This is a genomic window from Nocardia sp. NPDC003963 (assembly GCF_053605105.1).
The window spans coordinates 73,477-95,906 of the sequence record NZ_JBSGIP010000014.1; the positions used below are offsets into that span (position 1 = coordinate 73,477).

Consider the following 22,430-nt stretch of genomic DNA (forward strand, 5'->3'; position numbering starts at 1 on the left):
CACCTCTGACCTCTCGGTGGCGTGCTGAGCCGGATCGTTGCCCGGCATCGAGTCTGCGCGTACGGGCAACCACAGCGCAATTATCCCGATGGTGTCGGCCGGTCGGGCGGTAACGGACACCGGGGAACCGATCATCCGGGTGCGCGGGCGGGCCCGCGGCGACGATCGACGGGGATCGATCGGCGGGATGCGCGACTCGCGAGCGGCCCGAGGCGGAACGTTCCCGTGCGGTGCCGGTCGAGGAGCGGGGTCGGCTGATCAGCGGGGCGGGTTCGTCCGGGCGTTGCGGGCCGTGCCGCGGTGGGCCGGCACCGTGGTGGGGTCCTCCGGCCAGGCATGTTTGGGGTAGCGGCCGCGGAGATCGGCGCGGACCTGCGGCCAGCCGGTCCGCCAGAAGGACGGGAGGTCCGCGGTGACCGCTACCGGGCGGCCGGCGGGGGAGAGCAGGTGCAGCACGATCGGGACGCGACCGTCTGCCAGTCGCGGCGTATCCGTCCAGCCGAAGACCTCCTGCACCTTGACCGCGAGTACCGGCGGGTCGGCCGAATAGTCGAGCTGGGGCCGGCTGCCGGAGGGGACCGTGGTGCGTTCCGGTGCCAGTTCGTCCAAACGGGCGGCCTCGGGCCAGGGCAGCAGGCGGCGCAGTGCCTGTCCGGCGTCGATGCGTTCGAGATCGGCGCGCCGGCGGGCGGTGGCGAGTTCGGGACCGAGCCAGGTGTCGGCGGCGGTGAGGAGCGACTCGTCGTCGACCGGCGGCCACGGGGCGCCGAGGGTACGGTGCAGGAAATCGAGACGCCGGCGTAGGGCGATCGCGCCGGGGCTCCAGGACAGGACGCCGAGACCGGCCGACCTCAATCCGCGGCGCAGCGCGGCACCGAGCATACGGCGCTCGGGGTCGGAAATCGGTTTCTCCGACAGTGTGATCGCGCCCAGTCGTTCGATCCGCCGAGCGACCACATCACCGTCGATCCACTCGATTTCTTCGGCGGTGGTCAGCAGATTCGACGCAGTGCGGCGGGCCAGCTGTTCATCGGCGACCGCGGCCAGCCGGATGTATCCGTCGGAACGACCCGGATCGCGGGTCGCTACGCCTACTGCCAGCCATTCCGGATCACCCGTCCCGGCACCGGGCGGCAGCGTCACCGCGGTGCCGCCGACCATGAGATAGCTCATCGAACCCGGACCGCGGCGCCGGGCCAATCGTTCCGGATGGGCGAGCGCGACAACGAGAGCCGGATCATCGGTCGCCTCGCCGGGGCCCTCGACCGTGCGAGCCAGCCGCACCACCTCCCGTTCCCAGCGCGCCGGACGCTCGCGGCGCAGCGCCCGCAGGCCGGCGGTGAGATCTACGCCTGAGATATAGGTGTCGTCGTCGAGGACGGCGACGACCTCCGCGGCCGTGCGCGCGCCGACCACTGCCGCTCCGTCGAGAAGCGCGCGGGCCAGTCGCGGGTGCAGCCCGATCCGCGCGATGCGCCGGCCACGGTCGGTTACCGCGCCTTCTCCGTCCACGGCGCCCAGTACGCGCAGTACCTCCCGCCCGGCGGCCAGCCCGCCGGCCGGCGGAGCATCCCACCAGCGGAGCGCCCGGCCATCGGCGGTGCCCCAGCACGCCAGTTCCAATGCCAGCCGGGTCAGGTCCGCGGTCCGGATCTCCGGCTCCGGATAGGCGGGCAGCGTGCTGTGCTCGTATTCGGGCCAGCACCGCCACACCCGACCGGGGGCCTCCCGCCCGGCTCGCCCGGCCCGCTGCTCGGCCACCGCCGCGGAGACCCGGACAGTGGCGAGACCGGACAGCCCCCGTGCCCGGTCGATCCGGGGGACACGGGCGAGCCCCGAATCCACCACCGCCCGTACGCCGGGCACCGTCAGGCTCGACTCCGCCACCGCCGTGGACAGCACCACGCGCCGGCGGGGGCCGGGCCGCAACGCGGTGTCCTGGTGTGCGGCGGAGAGTCTGCCGTGCAACGGGACGATATCCACGTCCGCCGGATCCGACAGCAGCGCGGTCGTCCGCCGGATCTCGGCCGCGCCGGGGAGGAAGACCAGTACATCGCCCTCGGTTCCGGCGAGGGCGGTGCGGACGGCGCGGGCGACCTGCGCTTCGGTCCGCTCCCGTGGCAGCGGCGGGACATATGCGGTGTCCACGGGATAGGTCCGGCCCTCGACCTGCACGATCGGTGCCGGGTGCGCCCCGCCCAGGAGCGCCGAGAGACGTTCGGCGGCGACGGTGGCCGAGGTGGCGAGCACCCGCAGATCCGGCCGCAATCCGGCCCGCGCGTCGAGCAGCAACGCCAGCAGCAGATCCGCGTCCAGATGCCGTTCGTGGCATTCGTCGAGCAGGACCGTATCGACCCCCGCCAGCTCGGGATCCTCCTGTAACCGCCGGACCAGCAGTCCCGATGTGACGATCTCGATCCGGGTCGCCCGGCCCACCCGTCGATCTCCCCGGACCGAGTAGCCGACGGTTCCGCCCACCTGCTCGCCCAGTAGTGCGGCCATGCGTGCGGCCGCGGCCCGCGCCGCCAGCCGCCGGGGCTCGGCTACGACGACCCGCCCGGCGACCGATTCCGCCAGGGCCAAGGGCACCAGGGTCGTTTTGCCGGTACCCGGCGGCGCGATCAGGACGGCAGCCCCGTGCTCGGCGAGCGTCTCGACGATATGGCCGAGAGCGCCGCGGATCGGCAGGTCGGGAAGTTCGGGCGTTTTCATCACCGAACAGTCTGCGGCCTCGGCCGCGAGCCGCGATATCCGCCGTAGCGACTGCGCCGGGGAATCCCGGGTGCCCGGCGTAGCGGGGAGGTATCCGGCGACCGGCGCGACCCCGCGGTCCCGGGTTCTCCACCGGCTACGATTTACTTGTTTAGCAGAAGCAACTATTCTACCGGCGTAAACCAACCAACCCTTGTGATCGAATTCGAAGGACGGGGCGTGATGGAGGCGATACCGGCCACCGACGCGTCCGGTACCTCCGACGAGGTAGCGACCCTCTATCACCTACTCACCCGAATCAACCGGACGCTGCGCACCCGCGATCAGCGCCGGAATCTCAGCGCGGGTGTCGCCTCGGCGCTGTGGACCATCGTCAACCACGCCCCGATCCGGCTGTCCGCCCTGGCCGAACGGGAATCCGTCTCCGCGCCGACGATGTCGCGGATCGTGGCCGTGCTCGCGGACCGGGGGTACATCGAACGCACCCCGGACCCCGACGACGGCCGCGCCCGCCTGCTGAATCCGACACCGGCCGGAATCGACCTGATCGCCGACGCCCGGACCAGGCGAGCGCAGTTGCTCGCCGAGGCCATCGACGGTCTCGACGCGGCCGATCGCGTGACGGTCGGCCGCGGGATCACGATCCTGGCCGCGGCGCTCGGAATGAACTAGCCCGTCCGAACCGGGCCGGCGATACCACGCGGCCGCCGGCTCCGCTCCGGACCATCGCGCAGAGGACCTGTCCATGACCACCACACGAGCATCCACCGCGGTATCGGCAGATCCCGGTCCGCACTACAAGTGGATCGCGCTCTCCAACACCACCCTCGGCATGCTGATCGCCACGATCAACTCCTCCATCGTGCTGATCGCCCTGCCCGATATCTTCAAAGGTATCGGCCTCGATCCCCTGGAGTCCGGGAACACCAGCTACCTGCTGTGGATGATGATGGGATTCCTGGTCGTCACCGCCGTACTCGTGGTCAGTTTCGGCCGCCTCGGTGATATGTTCGGCCGGGCCCGGATGTACAACCTGGGCTTCGCCGTCTTCACGGTCTCCTCGATCTTCCTGGCGGTCACCTGGTTCGACGGCGCCCCGGCGGCGATCTGGCTGATCGCCTGGCGGATCGTCCAGGGGGTCGGCGGTGCCTTCCTCATGGCCAACAGCTCCGCCATTCTCACCGACGCGTTCCCGGCCGACCAGCGCGGACTCGCCATGGGTATCAACGGTGTGGCCGCTATCGCCGGTTCGTTCCTGGGCCTGCTCGTCGGCGGTGTACTGGCGCCCATCCAGTGGCACTACATATTTCTCGTATCCGTCCCGTTCGGGGTCGTCGGCACCGTCTGGGCCTATCTGAAACTACGCGACACCGGGGTTCGTACACGGGCGACGATGGACTGGTGGGGCAATGCGACCTTCGCCGTGGGTCTCATCGCGATCCTGGTCGGTATCACCTACGGCATCCAGCCCTACGGCGACTCCGATATGGGCTGGGCGAACCCCTGGGTGCTGACGGCGATCATCGGTGGTGCCGTCGTCCTGGGGGCGTTCGTGTACATCGAGACGAAGGTCGAGAGCCCGCTCTTCGAACTCTCGCTGTTCCGGAACCGGTCGTTCGCGTTCGGTAACGCGGCCAACCTGATGGGATCGATCGGTCGCGGTGGCCTGCAGTTCACCCTGATCATCTGGTTACAGGGCATCTGGTTGCCGCAGCACGGCTTCGACTACTCCCGCACTCCGCTGTGGGCCGGTATCTACATGCTGCCCATGACGATCGGGTTCCTGCTCAGCGCCCCGCTCTCCGGCGCGCTGTCGGACCGGTTCGGTGCCAAGGGGTTCACGACCACCGGAATGTTCATCACCGCGGGGACCTTCGGCGCCCTCATCGCCACACCCGTCGACTTCGACTACTGGGTTTTCGCGCTGATCCTGCTGATCAACGGTATCGGTATGGGTCTGTTCTCCTCACCGAACCGCGCCCAGGTGATGAACTCGCTGCCCGTCACCTCTCGCGGTTCGGGCGCCGGCATGATGACGACATTCCAGAACGCGGCGATGGTGCTGTCGATCGGCCTTTTCTTCTCGCTGATGATCGCCGGCCTGAGCGCGCATCTGCCGGGTGCGATGTTCGCCGGCCTGACCGGGGGCGGAATGGCGGAAGCGCCCGCCCAGGGCATCGCGCAGCTGCCGACGGTCGCCATCCTCTTCGCGGCCTTCCTCGGCTACAACCCGATCCAGCAGGTCGGTGGCGATGCCCTGCACGGGCTGTCGCAGGCCGGTATCGACCATCTGACCGGGCTGGAGTTCTTCCCGCACCTGATCAGCGACCCGTTCGCCGACGGTCTCAGCGCCGCCTTCACTTTCGCGCTCGTCTGCTGCGTTCTCGGTGCGATCTTCTCACTCTTCACGGATGGACACGGGAAGGCGAAGCCGGCCGACGAGGCGGTCCACGAGTCGGTCGGCGAAGAGCTGGCCGCGGTGGCCGCTTTCGCTTCGGGGGAGGCTCCGTCCGAGCTGATCGACCAACCGGTCCGCGGCTGAGAACGGGAACCGGGCACGGTCACTCGTTCCCGGGTGGCGCTGCCGGCGCATCCGGTGCCGGATGCGCGGCCGGGGTCCGTGTTCCCACGATGTCGTGAACGCGAGTGTCCTTCGCGGATTTCGTCTCGGTCCGCGACCGTCTCCCCGGGCGGCCGCGGCCGGAGGGCCTCCCGGGTACTCGCGTCGTACTCGATTCCGATCGGGAACCGTGCCGGTCACGGTCCGCGGAAGTAGTTGACGATCATGCGGGTGACGTTGGTGAGGAAGACATCCCGGTCCATGGCCGGTTGGTCCAGTATGTAGCGGACGGTCAGGTGTTCGGCGGTGCGCACGAGCATCCACGCGGCCGCCGGGATCTCGGTGTCGGTGTAGCCACGCAGGGTCAGTGCCGCGCGGGTGAGTTCGCCGATCTGCTCCTCGAAGCCGGCCACCGTATGTCCGATGCCGATCCGCGGTGTCTGCTCGATCACCGCACGCAGCAGTTCCGGATGGTTTCCCAGCGCGTCGAGCAGAGCCGACAGCGACTGCCGCAGCGCGATCTCCGGAGGCTCCCGCATACTCTCCAGGACCCGGGCCCGGACCTGGTCGGCGACCTGGGTGTTGTACCGGTCGATCGCGGCCCCGAGCACCGCGTCCTTGTCGGGGAAGTACTGATAGAGCGAGCCCGGGCTTATCCCGGCGGCCGCCGCGATGCGGTTCGTCGAAGCTCCCTCGTAGCCGTGGGAGATGAGAACCGCCTGGCCGGCGTCGATGATCCGCCGCACCATCTCGCGGGACCGTTGCTGGCGTGGTGTCCGGCGCAGGGTGACACGTGGAGTGGCGGGCACGGTCAGAATGCGAATTGAACGCGAGCAAACAGTCGTGTCAGCATTCGCCCATGCTGCCACAGGAACGACCGAACGGGCGATGCGGAACCGGCACCCGCAGCGCCCGTCCGGCATCCGTACGACCACTGCCGCGGCCGGCGAACTCCGCGGTGGAGGGGATGACGATGGTCGGCCACACGGTGGCCACGACCGGGGATCAGCACGACGATTCGGCCAGCGGCGGGTCGACCCGCCGTCAGCGGTGAGGTGGAGGCGTGGCCGGGCGCGCGCCGGTGCGGAGCGCGTGCTCGTGGTCGAACTCCGTCGCTCCGGGGCCGAGTTCACCGTGCCACCCGGCTCGACGGTCCTCGAGGCGCTGGAGCGCCGCGGTTTCGAGCTGCCCTCGCTGTGCCGGACCGGCATATGCGGAGTCTGCGAGCACCGTGCCCTGACCGTCGAACCCGCCCCGGGCGCCGCCCCTCGGGGAGCCGGTGCCGGTGCCGAGCCGGTCCGGTTGTGCGTCACCGGCGCGGGTACCGTCGCGCGACTCGTCCTCGACCTGTAGCCGCACGTACGCGGCCCGGAGAACCGTTCGTGGAGAACGGATATCACGCCGGGCGCGGTTGGAGATAGTCACGAAGCTGCGGATGAACTCTTCCCCGCGGCGTTGTTTCCGATTCGAATCGGGCTACGGATCCCCGGTTTCCGGGCCGGGTTCCGCCGTGCCCCGGCGACCGGGCGAAGCCGCGTCGCGGCTCGTGCGCTTCGCGCCGCGATTCCGGAAGCGAGTTCGATCCGACAGGAGCGGAATATGAGTATCGAAGAATCGAATCGTCCCACCGTCGCCGTCATCGGCGCCGGGTTCAGCGGTATCGGCTTGGCGATCCGGCTCGTCGAAGCCGGGTTCACCGATCTCACGATCTACGAACGGGCCGCCGATCTCGGTGGGGTCTGGCGCGACAACACCTATCCCGGGGCGGCGTGCGACGCGCCGTCGCATCTGTATTCGTACTCCTTCGCCCCGAACCCCGACTGGTCCCGGCGCTTCGCTCCGCAACCCGAAATCCTCGACTATCTGCGCCGCGTGGCCGTCGAATACGGAATCCTCGAGCGGATCCGCACCTCCAGTGAGGTCGTCGCCGCGGTATTCGACGACCGGCGCGCCCGCTGGCAGCTCGAGCTCGCCTCCGGTGCCACCGCCTACGCGGATGTGCTCGTCGCGGCCTGCGGGCAACTGAGCCGGCCGGCGTATCCGCCTATTCCGGGGCTGGCGGATTTCGCGGGTGCCGAGTTCCACTCCGCCCGCTGGGACCACGACTATGATCCCCGCGACCGCGATATCGCGGTGATCGGCAACGGCGCCAGCGCGATACAGTTCGTCCCGCATCTGGTGGGCGCGGCGCGCAGTGTCACCGTCTTCCAACGGCAGGCACACTGGATCAGTCCCAAACCGGACGGCGAGTATTCGGCACTGCGCCGGCGGGCGAACAGCTGGCTGCCACCGCTGCAGAAACTGGCCCGCCTGGCGGTTTTCGTCTGGTTCGAATGCGTGCTCAACCCGCTGCTGGTCTCGCCTCGGGGGCGCCGTGTCATGGCGGCTCCGATCCGGCTGTGGTGCCGCTGGAATCTACGCCGGGTCGGCGATCGCGCGCTGCGCCGGACACTGCTGCCCGACTACGAACTGGGCTGCAATCGCATTCTCACCTCCAACGAGTACTACACGGCGCTCGACCACGAGCGCACGCGGGTGGTGGCCCGGCCGATCCGATCGGTGGAGCCCACTGCCGTCGTCACCGAGGACGGTCGCCGCTTCGAGGTGGACACGATCATCTACGCCACCGGATTCCGGTCCCACGATTTCGTCGCGCCGATGCGGGTCACCGGGCTCGCCGGCCGCGATCTCGCCGCCGCCTGGAAGGACGGGCCGCGCGCGTATCTCGGGCTCACGGTCCCGGGCTTCCCGAATTTCTTCCTCATGTACGGTCCCAACACCAATGTCGGCTCCGGCTCGATCGTCCACATGCTGGAAAGCCAGATGAACTACATCGTGGCCGCCGTCGACGAGATCGCCCGGGTTCGCTGTGTCGATATCCGCCCGGAGGCACTGGACCGGTTCGACACCGCTACCCGGGAACGGCTCGCGGGCACGGTGTGGAATACCGGCGGCTGCCACAGCTGGTATGTGGCCGATACCGCCGCGGGACCGCTCAATACGAACAATTGGCCGGGGTCGATGCTCGGGTATCGACGGCGCACCAGACGATTCGACGCCGAGAACTACCGGGTGGTATCCCGTGCGGTAGCGGTTGTCCGGGACCGATCCCGATGAATCCGGCTGCCACGCCGGCCGAACACCGCATTCTGGCGGCCACGGATCGGCTGCCGGCCGCCGGAGAAGGTTCACCCGACTGCCGGTGCGCCGGATCGCAGCGGCGGCCGGGGTGGCGCGGTCGACCGTGTACCGCCATTTCCCGCGGAAGAACGATCTGCTGATCCGGTTGGTGGACAACGGTGCCGAGCGCCGGATCGCCGTCGCCGAGCAGTGGTGGACCGGGCCCGCCGCTGGACCAGGCGCGGATCGCGCACGCGCTGCATCGGGCGATCGCCCTGATCCGGGCCGGTCTGTGATCGAGGTGCCGGTGGCAACGGTGCGGCCCCTATCACCGAATGGGCGATAGGGGCCGGTTTCTGCCGTCGTCCCGATTCGCTCGGGGCGGGCACTGCCTACTCGGCGGGCTGCTCCTCGGCGTCCGGTTCGGTCACCGGATGGGTGGCGCACGCGAGGATCTTCACGCCTTTGTCCTGGGCGACCTGCCCGGCCTCCTCTTCGCTGGGCAGTACCTCGACCGAGGCATCGTCGAACATGCAGGCCACCTGGCCCTCCAGCCCGGTCGGGGGAGTGCCCTCCGCGGGGCTTCCGGGCGGCGTGGTCTGCTCGCCCTCGGCCGGCGGTGCCGTATCGGTATCGTCGGCCGGCGGCGCGGGTTCGGTACTCGGCGGCGTCGTCTCTTCCTCGGCCGGCGGCGTCTGCTCCTCGTCCGTGGGTGGTGCCGGGTCGGTGGTCGGCGCGATCTCCGATTCCTCTGTGGGATTCGCGGGTTCGACCGGTGTCGTCGGATCCTCGCTTCCGGTGGCCGGGCCGGGTTCGACCGGCGCCTGGGTGGTCGGTACGGGTGCCGGAGTGGACTCGGCCGGGGGTTCGGCCGAGGCGAAGGGAGCCACCAGACCGGCGGCCGCGACCGCGATCGTGAACGAGGCGAGCCTGCGGAAGGTTATCGGCATCATGAATCCTTGCTGTTGTGCTACGGAGAATAAGAGATCTCGATGACCGATCGGTACTCGCAGTGTATGTCCGGAAAAGTTCGCCGTGTCGGTTCCCGGTCTATCGACATATTTCTCGGTGAACCGGCTGGGCCCCTGCACAATCCGATGAATTCGACGACCGGTCGCGGCGGGTTTCGAGTTTCCCCGGCGCGGCGGAATTTCCGCGAATGATACGGATGACCGGATCGTCCCTCGGCGATATCACAATTCGCGCGGCCGGATCCGGAGACCGAGGATACAAGCCCCGGATCACGCGCCCGCCGTGCGCTACGCGGGCCCGGTGAGCAGCGTCAGGAAACGTTCCTGCTGCCGGCGGCCCCGGGCGGCCGCCCGGGGCCGCCCGGCTGCGCCGAGGCGGGCGCTGCCGCTGCGGACCATGTTCACCGGGAACCGCAGGATCGGATACCAGGGCGGCATATACGGCCACAGGCCCAGGCGGTGGAGTGACCGGGGCCCCAGGAAGGCAGCGGCGATCGACAGGTGCTGGGCGCGGGCGAACTGCCCACGCAGTCCGGGCAGATTCGGATATGCCCAGGTGAGCGGATCCCGAGCCAGCGGAATCGCGAGCCGGCGGCTCGTATCGTCCGGGTTGGTGATCGCGGTCAGGCAGTGGTACAGGATCCGGACGCCGTCGCGGAATCCGGTGGGCAGCCAGCGATCTTCCACACCGATGAGCCAGCCGACATAGCGGGTGAGGTGTGCGGCGGCTTCGAGATCGGCCCGGGTGGGCAGCATGCCCATGGCCATACCACCGACGAAGGGTGCCAGGAGTGCCCCTACCAGGGTGGCCGCCATATCGGTTTGATTGATGGGCAGCCCCCAGTCCTCGGTGCGCCAATCCGGACGGGCGAGCAGATGTCTGCGGACCATGGCGTGTACCAGTCGTACGCGCACGGTCGAGCGGTATCCGGGTCCGAAACGGGTCATGGCGTCCGTGCCGGATACATCCATGGCCCAGCGTAGTGTTTCGGCGAACCGGGCGGCCGGTCCCTTCTCCAGTGCGCCGGTGCGCAGCAGTGTCCGGTTGAACCCCGAAGCGAGGTATCCGCCTAGGAAGGAGACATCGCGTGCGAGGTAGAGCCCGTCCGCACCGCCCATGCGATAGATCTGCGCACCACGGCGCAGGGTCTCCTCGTCGACCCAGCCCGGGGGTGTTTCGATATGGGCGAAGAACGTGCGCAGCGGTTCCGGGGCATCGGGTACCGCCGCGATACCCGATTCCAGCGCCTGCTCGAACAGCATCCGCCCGACGGAATTGCCCGGGGCGCACATCCACTCGGCGAGCGCGTCCATGGCGGGGTCGGCGCGAAGTAGCGATTCGCCGAGATCCCGCCATCGCGCGGTATCCGGTTTCCGGATACCCAGCAGGAGGGCGAACGGTCGTAGCCCGGGTACGCCACCGGGTGCCGCGGGATGGCGGGAGGGAATACGGAGCCCGGCATTCATGAAACGAACATACGAATCACGTTACATGTGGTCAATAAGTTTGTAGAAAGACACTGTGCCGTATGAATCATGCCGGATTGCCGTTACTTTGCCCGTTCGGCATTTCGGCTGCCCGGCGCCGGGCGGTGTGCGGTATCCTTCGTTCGGGGTATCGAGTGTGATTGTGGCGGAGCACAAATCGAACCTCGTCCGCGCGGCCGGATCTACCAGCGGTTGATATCGACTGTGCAACGGTGTGCCCGAGCGGGCCGGATTGTATCGCCTCTCGATCTGTTTCCGTTGGTAGATTGAAATCATGGTGAGGCAGGGTGACGCGGTCGACGAGAAGATCATGGATGCTGCGCTGGTGCGTTTGCTGCAGGTCGGTATCCGGCGGGCCAGCCTCGACGATATCGCCCGGCGCTCCGGGCTGAACCGGATCACCATCTATCGCCGCTTCGCGGGCAAGGACAATCTGATCGAGGCGGTGATCATGCGTGAGATCCAGCGCATGCTGGCCGAAGTGGGCCGGATCGCCGCCGAAGGTGCCGATGTCGACGATCAGATCGAACGCACCGCGCTGTACGTGCTCCGCCAGGCGCGTTCGCATCCGCTGCTCACCCAGTTGATCGAGGTCTCGCCGGAGGAGGCCATGGAGTTCTACACGGTCCGCGGCGCGGAGATGGTGAGCTCGGCGATCGGATATATCGTGACGATCCTGGAGCGGGCGCAGGCCACGGGCGCGATCGAGGAGTACGACCCCCGCCCGGTCGCCGAACTCCTGGCCCGGCTGGCGCATTCACTACTGCTGACCCCGCTCGGCGGTGTCGACTTCCGGGACGGGGAGCAGGCTGCCGCCTTCGTGCGAATGGCCGTTGTCCCGCTGGTGAAATACGGTGCGACGGCCGGGATCCGGCCGGGCGGGGACACATCCGCCACGGAGCGGACCTACACCCGCTGATTCCGGGCGCCGGTCTTCGGCGGCGCGGCTTTCAGCGGCCCGGTGGGCGCAGCGCCGCGCTCGCGCGGATGAACATTCTGCGATCCAGGCAGCGACCGTCCAATTCCACTCGGGCCCCGGCCGTCTCGTCGACCGACACCAGCCGTCCCGATATCTCCACCGGTTGGAACGCGCGACCGGCGCGCATCTCGAAATGGGTGAACTCCGCTTCGTAGCGGTATACCGCGGCGGGGTCGCCGAGAACGGATGAGAGGTACCCGGCGGCGAGGGCGAGCCGCATCATCCCGGTGGGCGGGCCCATGGAGCCGCCCGGATCGGGGCCGAGCGGTGCGCGCGGTGGGTGTCCGAGGGCGGCGAAATCCGCCATCGCGGTCCGCTCCACCCGGAACAGGCGCCGCGGCAGTGCCAGACCCCGGCCCGTGCTGTCCGGTGTCGTGATCCGGGCACGGGGTGGGGTGGGCCCGGTATCGTCGCGGCCACTGTCGCGACGTGCCCAGGGCAGGTTCGCGACGGCGGCGGAGGTACAGATGTGCAGGGAGCTGGAACCGGACTGCACGATCTCCCCCGCGCGGTCGGTGAGTATCAGATGTGCTTCGACACAGGCGTAGTCGGTGGTCGTACGTACCGAATCGATGCGGATATCGGTGGTCACGATATCGCCCGCGACCAGCAGGCGGCGGATATCCAAGGTCTGCCGCGTATGCAGGAGCGGACAGTGGCGGATGCTCGGGGCGAGAATGCGCACGGCGTCCTGCTGGGCCCGGATCATGATCAGCGCGGCGAAGGTGGGCGGCGCGGCGAGCGCCGGATACCCGTAATCGCGCGCCGCGGCATCGCGCCGGTGGATCGGATGGTCGTTGTGGGTGAGGCCGGCGAAGGTCCGGATACGTTCCCGCGTGACGAAATAGGGACTGTCGGCGCGGACCCGGCAGTGGTCGGCCGGCCGTGCCGCGTCACGAAGTCGCGGTAGCGAGTCGGCCCGCGGGATCGACCGCGCCGACCGGTGCCAGTCGTCGACGAACTGCGTCATATTTCCTCCGTGGTCCACTCGGGCCGCTGCCGGACCGCACGGCTCGTGATCCCGGGTGGGACCGGCCGCCGTCGTTGGTCAAACGGCCTTCCGGCCGGTGGTCCCGGCGGTCCGGGCGAGCGACCCGGTCACCGGCAGCGATGCCGCCGGCCCCGGGTAACGGCCGTCGGTGTACGCGCCGACCACCAGCGCGGCCTGTAATTTCGAGAGCCCCGATACCGAGGCCGGGTCGTACCCGGTGACCTGGTGGATGCGCCGGAAGCGGTAGTCGACCGTGTTCGGATGTACGTGCAGCATGCGGGCGGTGCTCTTCCGGCTACCGCGGCACCGGATGTAGAGCACGAGGGCGTCGATCAGATCCGGGTGACCGTCCAGTGCCGCCGCGATCCTGGCGAGACTCTCCCGCGCCGGCCCCGGCCGCGTCACCTGGTACTCCAGTGCGATCTGTTCGAACGGGTAGATCCCGTGCGGATAGCCCAGTCGCCGCACCACATCCAGCATCTCGTGCGCTTCGTCGACCGACTCCTCGATCCGGCTCGCCGGGCGGCGCAGCACGGTTGCGCTGATATCGGCGCGCAGCGCCCGGCTCAGCGACGAGACGATCCGCGCCACCGTGCTGTCGATATCGGTGGCGGTGCCGATCGCGAGGGTGCCGCCGTGCTCGGTGAGCGGGGATATCGCCCGCGCGTCCGATTCGCGGGTGAGACACGTTTCGATCGGTACACCGGGTAGCCGGCGCATCGATGTCTCGGAAGTGCCGGGCGCGCGGCAGAATGCGAGCGCGACGACGGCGACGATCTCCTGATCGGCCGCGTCGGCCCGGCCGTGCCCCGGGTCCGCGGGCAGCTGTTCCGCCCGGCGGGCGGCGCGGCGGTACGCGCTGGTCGCGGTGGTGGCGATGAACTCGTGGATTCGGCCGAGACGGCGTGCGTAGGAGGCGATCTGCGGTGCGGATATTCCGGCGCCGCGCAGTTCCGCCACGGTCGCCTCAATCGCCCCGCGTACCGCGCCACCCACCTCGTCGGCCGTTTCGTCCCGCGTGACCGCTACTTCCACGGCCCGGTGCAGGTCGGCGATGAGCTCCTCGGATCTGTCGCCCGCGCCCGTGCCGGGGGTGAGCAGGTGCAGCAGTAGGGCGATCACCGGTCTGTGTACCGGATGGATGCCGGCAGAACCGGACGGACCGCGGTGGAGCCGGTCGTCGCGATACGGCGGCCGTACCTCCCGGGCCGGGGCCGGGATGTTCTGCGTGTTCCGCGGGACCGGGGTGTCGACCAGGTAATGGGCTGCGGCGGTCATGATCACATCTGCTCCGGTGTACTGAGGCCGGACGGCCTTCGGATAATGCCTCGGTAGCTTGATGTAACAATGTATCAGCATTCGGTTCATTGTTAGACGTAATTGTCATAATGCCGATACAGAACCGTCGATTCAGTGGTCTCCGTATGGTCGCGCGGCGGCGAGACGGTATTTGCGGACCATGAGTGCGGAGCGCAGCAGCCAGCTGTCCTCCGGCAAGCTCGGATCGAGTCCGATGAGCTGATGGGTGCGTTCGAGACGATGGCGCACGGTGAGCACGTGCAGACCCAGCCGCCGGGCCGTGCGCCGGGCCTGGAAGCCCGTATCCAGATGGTGTCCGAGGGTGTCGAGCAGATGCGGGTGGGACGCGAGTGGATCGAGCAGTGTGGACAGCCGGTCGAAGGCGGGCCCGGGGCGGGTGAGGTGATACTGCAGCGCCAGATCCTCCCATCGGTACGCGCCCGGGGGGAAGTTCAGGCGGACCGCGACTTCCAGCAGTTCGTGGGCCAGATCCGCGGCCGGGGGCACCTGCCCTGGTGCGGCGGAAACCACGGTGGCGGTCAGTGCGCGGTCCGCGGCATCGGAGAGTTGGGACAGCAGTTCGTCCGGGTATCGGCTGTGGCGGCCGATTCCGGGTACGAGGATCGTGGCATGGTCCGGCCCCCATTGTGCCGGGAGCGCGCCGGGGCCGCCGAACAGCAGTTCGGCGCGGATCCGGTCGGCGACGAGCGCGTCGTCCGTGGCCGGATGCGGTGACCTCGGATCGGGTACGGCCAGAGCCACGATCCCGTACCGGTCGATACCGGCGTATCCGGCGAGCCGCTCTGCCGCGGCCGATCGGGGTGGCGCGAGCAGGGACCGGGCCACCTCCGCGCCGATATCCTGTTGGCGGGTACGGCGCAGATGGTCGCGGGTGGCGGCGGAATCGTGGCGCGTCGGTCCGGTCATTCGGGCTCCGATCTTCGGCGGGTGACAGCGATCCGGACCGTGCCGGTCGCGGGATCCAGGGGTTTCGGCTCACCCGGGGGTCACGAGGTTGGCCGGTGGCCCCGCGTCGTCCGGCATTCGGGTCTCCGCGGTTTTCGTGAGATCGATCGCCGGCGTGGGGAAGTCGAACGATCCGAAATTTCCCGGGTCGATCTTCTCGGCGTTCTGGCCGGCCAGGAACGCGGTGACCTCGTCGGGTACCAGCGGTTCGCCGTCCAGTAGATGGCAGGTGACCAGTGCGCGCGGATCGATGGTGCGCAGCCGGCGTAATTCGGCCAGGGGTGCCCGGAGGTCGTCGAACTCCGGGCCGAATTCCCGCTTCAGTTCCGCGGCCGTGCCGGTGGCGTGGTCCCGGGCCCGGCGCAGGGTCGTCGCCGTCCAGCGCGCGGCTTCGGGGAGCCGTTCGGGGCCGAGAACGACGAGCGCCGCGACGAGGAGGATCAGTATTTCGCCCCATCCGATACTGCTGAACACAGGCCGAGAATATCGGCGGTTCCGCGAGTGGGATTACAAAGTAACGGATGTTTGTTCACTGTCACAGCTACGTATATATCAATGGCCGTGCGGTACGCGGAACGAATGGGAACGGCGTTCCGGCAACACAATTTGGATAGTCGAACGAGTGGGGTGCCGCGACCTCCTGGAGTTGATCACAGAATCCGTACGGCTCGCGCCCCGCGCCCGGATTCGTGTCGTTAACTCGTGAACGGGTTCGCCGGCGACGCGATGTCACCGGCGGCCCCGGCGTCCGCGACGCCGACCCGGCGGCCGGTCAGGTCGCCGATTCCCGGACCGGCCGGACGCCGACGTGTCGCCGGTCCCAGTCGCCACGAATCGAGGCAACGGTGGTCAATTACGGCTTCTTCGAAGATTGGGATCCCGCAGGAGGCCAGCTCACCACCTGGACCGCGTCCCCGAGATCGCGCGCGGCGGCCGCATCCGCGCCGGCGCATCCCACGCCGCCGTCGTATCAGCAGGAGGTCTATCTGCGCGCCGCGCATCGGGACGGCGGCAGTGGATTCCGGGCCGCGCGCCTGTGCATGATCGCCTTCGACCTGCCCGGCACGCCCGACCACGACGCGATGACCAGAACGGTGCGCACCTTCCTGCGCCGGCACGATACCTTCGCCAGTGCCTTCGTCCGCGAGCCGGACGGTACCTTCACCCGCCACCGCACCGATCCCCGGACCATCGAGTTCCGCCCGGTCCGGCACGGCGAGATCACCGACAGCGCGGCGGTGCGGGAGCTGGTGCAGGCACAGACTCCCGGGCCTTTCCACTGGAACTGCTTCACCTTCGGAACCATCGAGCGCGCGGGTTCTTTCACCATCTACGCCGCTGTCGACCATCTGCACACCGACGGGGTGGCGCAGGCGCTCACCTTCGTGGACCTGCTGACGATCTATTCCGCGGAATGCGCCGACCACACTCCCGAACTCCCACCGGTGACCGGCCATATCGCGTACTGCGCCCGCGACCGGGCCGCCAACCGAGCGCTCACCCCGGGCTCGCCGGGAGTGCGCGAATGGCGGAACATCCTCTACCGGCACGGTGGCGATATTCCGGCATTCCCACTCGATATCGGTATCGCACGCGGCGGCTACACCCGTGGCGCGCAGACGACCGCGATACTCATGACCGAGCCGCGGGCCGCGGATTTCGACGAATTGTGCGCCGCCCAGGGCGGACGGTTCCTGGCCGGGATCTTCGCGGTGGCGGCCTGCGCCGATGCCGAACTCGGCGGCCGGCGACGGTATCTGGCCCTGACACCGGTGAACACACGGCGTGACGCCGGTGAAGCGGCATCGGTGGGCTGGTACACCAATCTGATCCCGGTATCGTTCCCGGTCGGGGCGGCCGACGGTTTCCGTTCCCTCGTCACCGCCGCGCAGCGGGCCGCGGACAGCGGCCGGGAACTGACCGATATCTCGCTGCACCGGGTGCTCGAACTCGCTGCCGACGATCCCGTGATCACCGCCGAACCGGGGTGTTCGACACCGATGCTGTCCTATCTGGATATCCGGCGTATTCCGGGTGCCGCCATGTTCACCGCCGTGAACGGGGGGATCTACGCCAATCCGCTGAGCCCCAGCGATGTCTATATCTGGGTGAACCGTTTCGCCGACGCCACCCGGATCACCCTGCTGTTCCCGGATACCGGACACGCCCGCGCGGCCGCGGACCGCTACCTGGCCACCCTGCGCCGGATCGTCGATACCGTCTGCGCCACCGGCGATTACCGGCTCGCCGTGGAAGCCGTACCGTGAACGCGCCCGCCGTACCGGTCGCCGCGCCGGCGCCGCACCGATTGCGCGAGACGTTCCGGGGTCCGGTGCTCGCCTGCCTGTGCGCGGTGGCGGTCCTCATGCTCGATACGAGCATGCTGACCGCGGCGCTCCCGGCGATCACCCGTGACCTGCGGTTGCCGGCGATCCAGCAGGCGTTCGTGCTCTCCGGCTACAGCCTGTTTCTGGGCTGTTCGCTGCTCGCCGCCGCGTACCTGGGTGACAGGTTCGGCCGGGGGCGGGTGTATCTCGCGGGGATGTCGGGATCGGTCGTGTTCGCGCTGGCCGGCGCGGCAGCCGGAAACGGGATCGAGTTGCTCGTCGCGCGCGGCGCGCAAGGGTTGTGCGCGGCGCTGGTCGCGGCGCAGTCGCTGGCGATCATCGACACCGCCACCGGGCCGCGCGGGCGTGCGACGGCGTTCGCGGCCCACAGCGCCACCGGAGCGATCGCCGCCACGGTGGGTCCCGTGCTCGGTGGGTTCGTGGTGGACGCCGGCTCGGCAGGCGGTGCGTGGCGGCCGGTGTTCCTGGTGGAGGCATTCGCCGGTGCGGTCGCCGTCGTGGTGATCCTGCGGGTGCTCCCGCCGGCCCGGCCGGCGACGCGGCCGCCCTCGGATATCCCCGGCGTCGCGCTGTGCGCGCTGGCGGTCGGTGCGCTGCTGGGCTGTTCGCTACCGCCGGTGTGGTCGCGGTATCCGGTCGCCGCGGTGGTCGCGGGGTCGTGCGTATCGGTGCTGGCGGTAGCGGTCCTACTTCGCCGCCGGCGCCGCGCACGCACGGTGTCGGTACTCCCGGTGGGTCTGCTCGGCCGCCCCGGTTTCGCGGTGGGCGCGCTGTCGGTGCTGGGCTGTGCCGCGATCATCACCGCGGTTCCGCTCACCGTTTCCACCACAGTGCAACTCGGCCTCGGATATACGGCGGTGCAGGCCGGCGCGCTGCTGATGCCGAGCGCGGTGGGCGCCGTGCTGGGCGCGATCACCGCGCCGATGCTGTTGCGGCGCTGGGGTAATGCGTCCCTCACCGCCGGAGCGAGTGCGTTCGCGATATCGTTGGCACTCGCGGCCCTGCTCATCGATCCGGGGTCGGGGCGGCTGGAGCCGGTCGCCCTCGTGGTTCCGCTGGCGGCCGCGGGAATCGGTTTCGGCTGGTTCGTGGCGCCGCTGCCCGCGTTGCTCATGGCCGGTGCCGGGAGCGCCGAAACCGGTGCGGCCTCGGGCCTGGTGCCGACTCTCCAGCAATTGGGCGGTGCGCTGGGGCCGATGGTGCTGCTCGGGCTGCTCGGCGGTGCGGCCGCGCGTGGGGAACAGGCCGCGGCTCCGGAACACCTCGCGGCCTGCGTCACCACACTGTGGACCGTCGTCGGTGCGGCCGCCGTGCTGGCCGCCGCGACGCTCGTACTGCCGCGGGGACGGTGATGCGCGCCGTGCCGCCGATCACCCCGGCCGATTCCACTTCCGTGCCGTGCGCCGACCGGGTTCCGCCCGCGGCGGTGGTCCCGGTATCGCTGCTGATGTTCACGGCCGGGCTGATTCTGCTGCTGCGCGCCGATCGATACGAATATTTCGGCGACGAACTGTATTTCCTCGCCGCCGGCCGGCATCTCGGCCCGGGATATGTCGATCAGGGCCCGGTCGTCGCGCTGCTCGCGCGCGCGGCCGATATGCTCGCGCCCGGCTCGGTGCTGGTACTGCGCTTTCCGGCAGTTGTGGCGGCCGTCGTGGCCATCGCGTTGACCGCGGCGGTGGCGCGCGAGTTCGGTGGTGGCGCCTATGCTCAACTGCTCGCGGCCGTGGCCTACGCGACCACACCGTTCGCCGTATCGCAGGCGGCCTCGCTGTCCACCTTCGCGCTGGAAAGCACCTGCTCGGCGGCAGTCATCTGGTTGCTGGTGCGCTGGGTCCGGACCCACGACGACCGTCTGTTACCCGTGGCGGCCGGTGTGGCGGCGGTGGGCCTGCAGATCAAATGGCTCGCGGCTCTTGTCCTGCTCGGTATGGTGGCGGGTTTCCTGCTGGCCGGCCCCCGCGGACTCTTCGGGAACCGGGCGCTGCGGCCGGCCGCGGTCGCGGCGGTGGCGACGGTGGTGCCCGGTCTGGTCTGGCAGGCGGGACACGGCTGGCCGCAGTGGTCGATGGGTGCGGTGATACGGGCCGAGCAGCAACTGGCCACCGGGGGACCGGCCGGACTGCTGGGTCAGCAGGTGCTGCAGGCGGGTGTACTCGGCACCGTTCTGCTCGGTGCGGGAATCTGGGCCTTCCTGCGTGCGGAGGAGTTCCGCCGCTACCGCTTCGTGGCGGTGGCGGCCTTGGTCGCGATCGTTTTCGTCCTGCTCACCGGGACCCGCCCCTACTACACGGCCGCGCTACTGCCGGCGCTGTTCGCGGCCGGGGCGGTGGCTTTCGCGTCCCGCTCGCACCGGTCCGCTCGCCGGGTACTGCTCGGGCTCGCCGCGGTATCGACGGCCGCCGCGATGGCGCTGGTGCTGATGCTCCCGCTCGCTTCGGCGCCCCGGCAACCCAGCGACTCGGCCGGCCAGATGTATGCCCGGATGCGGGTGTACGGGACCAGCGGCTGGCCGAATCTGGTCGCGGTGGTGACCCGGGCCTACCGCGATCTACCGCCCGCTGTCCGTGACCGGACTGTCGTGGTCGCCGATTCGTACTGGCAGGCAGCCGCGCTCGAGTATTTCGCCGCCGCGGATCTGCCACCGGTCTACAGCCCGAATCGCGGCTACGCCTACTTCGGCACACCACCGGAATCCGCGCGCAACGTCCTCTATATCGGCCCGCCGCAGCGGACGACCGGACTGCGCGGGCATTTCCGCGCCGTCGTCCCGGTGGCGGCCGCCGACGATCCGCTGGGCTTTCCGGGTATCGACCGGTTCGTCGTCGTCGCGCGATGCGACGACCCGGTACGGCCCTGGCCCGAAACCTGGTCGCGGCTGCGATCACTGGCTCTCGACATGGGTATCGCGTGACCGCGCGATACCGGCGTGCCCGTCCCGAAGGAGTGACAATGACCCGGTACGCACCGGATACCACGGACCATCTGCTACGTCGGCCACTCGCCGAACTACTCGAACTCAAACAGGGACGCACCGTTTCGGTGGTGATACCCGCGCTGAACGAAGAGGCCACCGTCGCGACGGTGGTGTCGTCGATTCGCCGGCTGCTCGGCGGCCTGGTGGACGAACTCGTCGTCCTGGATTCCGGTTCCACCGATGCCACCGCGAGCAGGGCCCGTACCGCGGGCGCGACCGTCTGCAGTGCGGCGGAGGCACTGCCCGCGGTGCCCTGCCGTTCGGGCAAGGGCGAGGCACTGTGGCGTTCGCTGCTGGTGACCCGGGGCGATCTGGTGGTCTTCGTCGACGCGGATCTGGTCGACCCGCATCCGGATATCGTTCCCTCGCTGCTCGAGCCGCTACTGCTCGATCCGGAACTCCGGCTGGTGAAGGGTTATTACCGGCGGCCGCTGCGGGCCGCCGGCGGTGACGAAGGCGGGCGGGTGACCCAGCTGGTCGCACGTCCGCTGCTGGCCGCGCTGGTGCCGTCGCTCTCGGACCTGGCACAGCCGCTGGCCGGAGAGTACGCGGCGACCCGGGAGCTGCTGACCGCTATACCGTTCGCGCCCGGCTACGGGGTGGATATCGGCATCCTGCTGGACACCTGGTCGCGATTCGGGCCGTCGGCGATCGGTCAGGTGGATCTCGGGACGCGGATCCACCGCAATCGCCGGACCCGGGAACTGGCGGTGATGAGCCGGCAGGTCATCGCGACCATGTTCGACCGGTTGGGAATCGCGGATTCCGGACTCGGCCTGGTCCAGTTCGTACCCGGCGATACCGGCTGGCAACGGGTGACCAGCGGTGTCTCGGTGGCGGATCGACCGGCGTTGACGCAGTCCTTCGGCCCGGCCCGGCCGGCCCACGGTACGACGGGGCAGCGCGGGTGAGCGCCCGGACCCACCCGGCACACCCTCCGGTACGGCGCCGCCGCACAGGATGGAGCCGGGTCGCCACCGCGGTGTTGTCCGCGATCACCTGGTGCACGGCGGTGGCCGGGCCCGTGGCGGCGGTACCGGCGGACGACACGCCCGGTGCGGGACCCGCTCGAATCATCGGAATCGACGACGGTACCGACGGGTTGCGCACGGTCCACGTGTACTCGGCGGCGATGGATACCGTGCTCTCGGTCGCGGTGATCCCGGCCCGGGATGTCACCGTGGCGGCACCGACTCTGTATCTGCTCAACGGTGCGGCCGGCGGGAGTGGGAACAGCAGCTGGCATCAGCGGACCGGAATCGCCGGGTTCTTCGCGGGCGAACAGGTCACCGTGGTCATTCCGCTGGGCGGTTCGGGTAGTTATTTCACCGATTGGCGGTTCGACGATCCGGTGCTCGGCCGGCAACGGTGGACGACCTTCCTGACCCGCGAACTGCCACCATTGATCGACCGTGCGTTCAACGGGACGGGGCTCAGCGCTGTCGCGGGAATTTCCATGGCGGCCACCTCGGTGTTCCAGCTCGCGCTGGCCGATCCGCGGCGCTATGTGGCGATCGGTTCCTACAGCGGCTGTATCCGCACCTCGGATCCGGTCGGCCGGGTCATGGTCGGTGCGGTGGTCGGACGCTGGGGCGGCGACGCGAACAATATGTGGGGTCCGCCGCCGGATCCGGCATGGGCGTCCAACGATCCCTATCTGCGCGCCGAGGAACTGCGGGGGACCACGATGTACGTCGCGACCGGCACCGGTCTACCGGGACCGTTCGATACACCGAACGGCCCGGGAATCGGCGGTGATATCGGCAAACTCGTGGACCAGACGGTGGTGGGCGGCCTGCTCGAGGCCGTGACGAACCAGTGCGCGTACGCCCTCCGGGATCGATTGAACGAGCTGCGGATTCCGGCTGTTTTCGATCTGCGGCCGACCGGTACGCACTCCTGGGGTTACTGGGAGCAGGACCTGTACCGATCGTGGCCGCTGTTCCGGGACGCGCTCGCCGGCGGCCGGTGACCGCCCGCGGCCGATGCCTTTCGGTGTGCGCCGTCGCCACCGATATC

General features: G+C 69.3%; 18 protein-coding genes and 1 pseudogene. 11 read left to right on the top strand and 8 right to left on the bottom strand.

What is annotated here, in order from left to right:
* Nucleotides 1-258: 258 nt before the first annotated feature.
* The gene (gene hrpB, locus ACWEWT_RS22175) at nucleotides 259-2,712 is read right to left on the bottom strand and encodes an ATP-dependent helicase HrpB (RefSeq protein ID WP_452561565.1); all 2,454 of its coding nucleotides are present in this window, start codon (nucleotides 2,710-2,712) and stop codon (nucleotides 259-261) included.
* A 222-nt stretch (nucleotides 2,713-2,934) separates the two neighbouring features.
* On the opposite strand from hrpB, the gene ACWEWT_RS22180 reads away from it, so the two are divergent.
* Both ACWEWT_RS22180 and ACWEWT_RS22185 read left to right on the top strand, forming a co-directional pair.
* Nucleotides 2,935-3,384, top strand: a complete 450-nt coding sequence (locus tag ACWEWT_RS22180; protein WP_452561665.1) for a MarR family winged helix-turn-helix transcriptional regulator — start codon at nucleotides 2,935-2,937, stop codon at nucleotides 3,382-3,384.
* A gap of 73 nt (nucleotides 3,385-3,457) precedes the next feature.
* The gene (locus ACWEWT_RS22185; protein ID WP_452561567.1) at nucleotides 3,458-5,254 is read left to right on the top strand and encodes an MFS transporter; all 1,797 of its coding nucleotides are present in this window, start codon (nucleotides 3,458-3,460) and stop codon (nucleotides 5,252-5,254) included.
* A gap of 215 nt (nucleotides 5,255-5,469) precedes the next feature.
* Here ACWEWT_RS22185 and ACWEWT_RS22190 read toward each other — a convergent pair whose 3' ends face one another.
* A complete protein-coding gene (locus tag ACWEWT_RS22190) occupies nucleotides 5,470-6,081 on the bottom strand; it encodes a TetR/AcrR family transcriptional regulator (RefSeq protein WP_452561569.1) in 612 nt (203 codons plus the stop codon).
* Between the two features lie 289 nt (nucleotides 6,082-6,370).
* Here ACWEWT_RS22190 and ACWEWT_RS22195 point away from each other — a divergent pair, with 289 nt between their 5' ends.
* The 3 genes and pseudogenes from ACWEWT_RS22195 to ACWEWT_RS22205 all read left to right on the top strand — a co-directional run.
* Entirely contained in the window at nucleotides 6,371-6,625 is a 255-nt protein-coding gene (locus ACWEWT_RS22195) for a 2Fe-2S iron-sulfur cluster-binding protein (RefSeq protein ID WP_452561571.1), read from the top strand.
* Nucleotides 6,626-6,871: 246 nt separating this feature from the next.
* Nucleotides 6,872-8,389, top strand: coding sequence for a flavin-containing monooxygenase (locus ACWEWT_RS22200; RefSeq protein ID WP_452561572.1), 1,518 nt, complete (start codon nucleotides 6,872-6,874; stop codon nucleotides 8,387-8,389).
* An 85-nt stretch (nucleotides 8,390-8,474) separates the two neighbouring features.
* Nucleotides 8,475-8,546 (top strand): annotated as a pseudogene (locus tag ACWEWT_RS22205) (TetR family transcriptional regulator); the annotation flags it as partial.
* Nucleotides 8,547-8,784: 238 nt separating this feature from the next.
* Here the strand turns inward: ACWEWT_RS22205 and ACWEWT_RS22210 are convergent.
* The gene (locus ACWEWT_RS22210; protein ID WP_452561574.1) at nucleotides 8,785-9,345 is read right to left on the bottom strand and encodes a hypothetical protein; all 561 of its coding nucleotides are present in this window, start codon (nucleotides 9,343-9,345) and stop codon (nucleotides 8,785-8,787) included.
* Nucleotides 9,346-9,651: 306 nt separating this feature from the next.
* The gene (locus ACWEWT_RS22215; protein ID WP_452561575.1) at nucleotides 9,652-10,830 is read right to left on the bottom strand and encodes an oxygenase MpaB family protein; all 1,179 of its coding nucleotides are present in this window, start codon (nucleotides 10,828-10,830) and stop codon (nucleotides 9,652-9,654) included.
* Between the two features lie 295 nt (nucleotides 10,831-11,125).
* Here ACWEWT_RS22215 and ACWEWT_RS22220 point away from each other — a divergent pair, with 295 nt between their 5' ends.
* Nucleotides 11,126-11,770, top strand: a complete 645-nt coding sequence (locus ACWEWT_RS22220; protein WP_452561576.1) for a TetR/AcrR family transcriptional regulator — start codon at nucleotides 11,126-11,128, stop codon at nucleotides 11,768-11,770.
* 31 nt (nucleotides 11,771-11,801) lie between these two features.
* Here ACWEWT_RS22220 and ACWEWT_RS22225 read toward each other — a convergent pair whose 3' ends face one another.
* From ACWEWT_RS22225 to tatB, 4 genes are all read right to left on the bottom strand, one after another.
* The gene (locus tag ACWEWT_RS22225; protein WP_452561577.1) at nucleotides 11,802-12,800 is read right to left on the bottom strand and encodes an FAS1-like dehydratase domain-containing protein; all 999 of its coding nucleotides are present in this window, start codon (nucleotides 12,798-12,800) and stop codon (nucleotides 11,802-11,804) included.
* Nucleotides 12,801-12,878: 78 nt separating this feature from the next.
* The gene (locus tag ACWEWT_RS22230; protein ID WP_452561579.1) at nucleotides 12,879-14,099 is read right to left on the bottom strand and encodes a PucR family transcriptional regulator; all 1,221 of its coding nucleotides are present in this window, start codon (nucleotides 14,097-14,099) and stop codon (nucleotides 12,879-12,881) included.
* A gap of 132 nt (nucleotides 14,100-14,231) precedes the next feature.
* The gene (locus tag ACWEWT_RS22235; protein ID WP_452561581.1) at nucleotides 14,232-15,047 is read right to left on the bottom strand and encodes a PucR family transcriptional regulator; all 816 of its coding nucleotides are present in this window, start codon (nucleotides 15,045-15,047) and stop codon (nucleotides 14,232-14,234) included.
* Between the two features lie 69 nt (nucleotides 15,048-15,116).
* Nucleotides 15,117-15,560: a Sec-independent protein translocase protein TatB gene (gene tatB, locus ACWEWT_RS22240; protein ID WP_452561583.1), complete on the bottom strand. Its 444-nt coding sequence runs from the start codon at nucleotides 15,558-15,560 to the stop codon at nucleotides 15,117-15,119.
* Nucleotides 15,561-15,931: 371 nt separating this feature from the next.
* Here tatB and ACWEWT_RS22245 point away from each other — a divergent pair, with 371 nt between their 5' ends.
* From ACWEWT_RS22245 to ACWEWT_RS22265, 5 genes are all read left to right on the top strand, one after another.
* A complete protein-coding gene (locus ACWEWT_RS22245) occupies nucleotides 15,932-17,353 on the top strand; it encodes a condensation domain-containing protein (protein ID WP_452561584.1) in 1,422 nt (473 codons plus the stop codon).
* Nucleotides 17,350-18,786, top strand: a complete 1,437-nt coding sequence (locus ACWEWT_RS22250; protein ID WP_452561586.1) for an MFS transporter — start codon at nucleotides 17,350-17,352, stop codon at nucleotides 18,784-18,786. The genes ACWEWT_RS22245 and ACWEWT_RS22250 overlap by 4 nt, the downstream gene beginning before the upstream one ends.
* Nucleotides 18,786-20,348 (top strand): ArnT family glycosyltransferase, encoded by a 1,563-nt coding sequence (locus tag ACWEWT_RS22255; protein ID WP_452561587.1) that lies wholly within the window; start codon nucleotides 18,786-18,788, stop codon nucleotides 20,346-20,348. Before ACWEWT_RS22250 ends, ACWEWT_RS22255 begins: the two co-directional genes overlap by 1 nt.
* A 38-nt stretch (nucleotides 20,349-20,386) precedes the next feature.
* On the top strand, nucleotides 20,387-21,322 hold the full coding sequence (locus ACWEWT_RS22260) for a glucosyl-3-phosphoglycerate synthase (RefSeq protein WP_452561588.1): 936 nt from the start codon (nucleotides 20,387-20,389) through the stop codon (nucleotides 21,320-21,322).
* Nucleotides 21,323-21,423: 101 nt separating this feature from the next.
* A complete protein-coding gene (locus tag ACWEWT_RS22265; RefSeq protein WP_452561590.1) occupies nucleotides 21,424-22,383 on the top strand; it encodes an alpha/beta hydrolase in 960 nt (319 codons plus the stop codon).
* The last annotated feature ends 47 nt before the right edge of the window (nucleotides 22,384-22,430 follow it).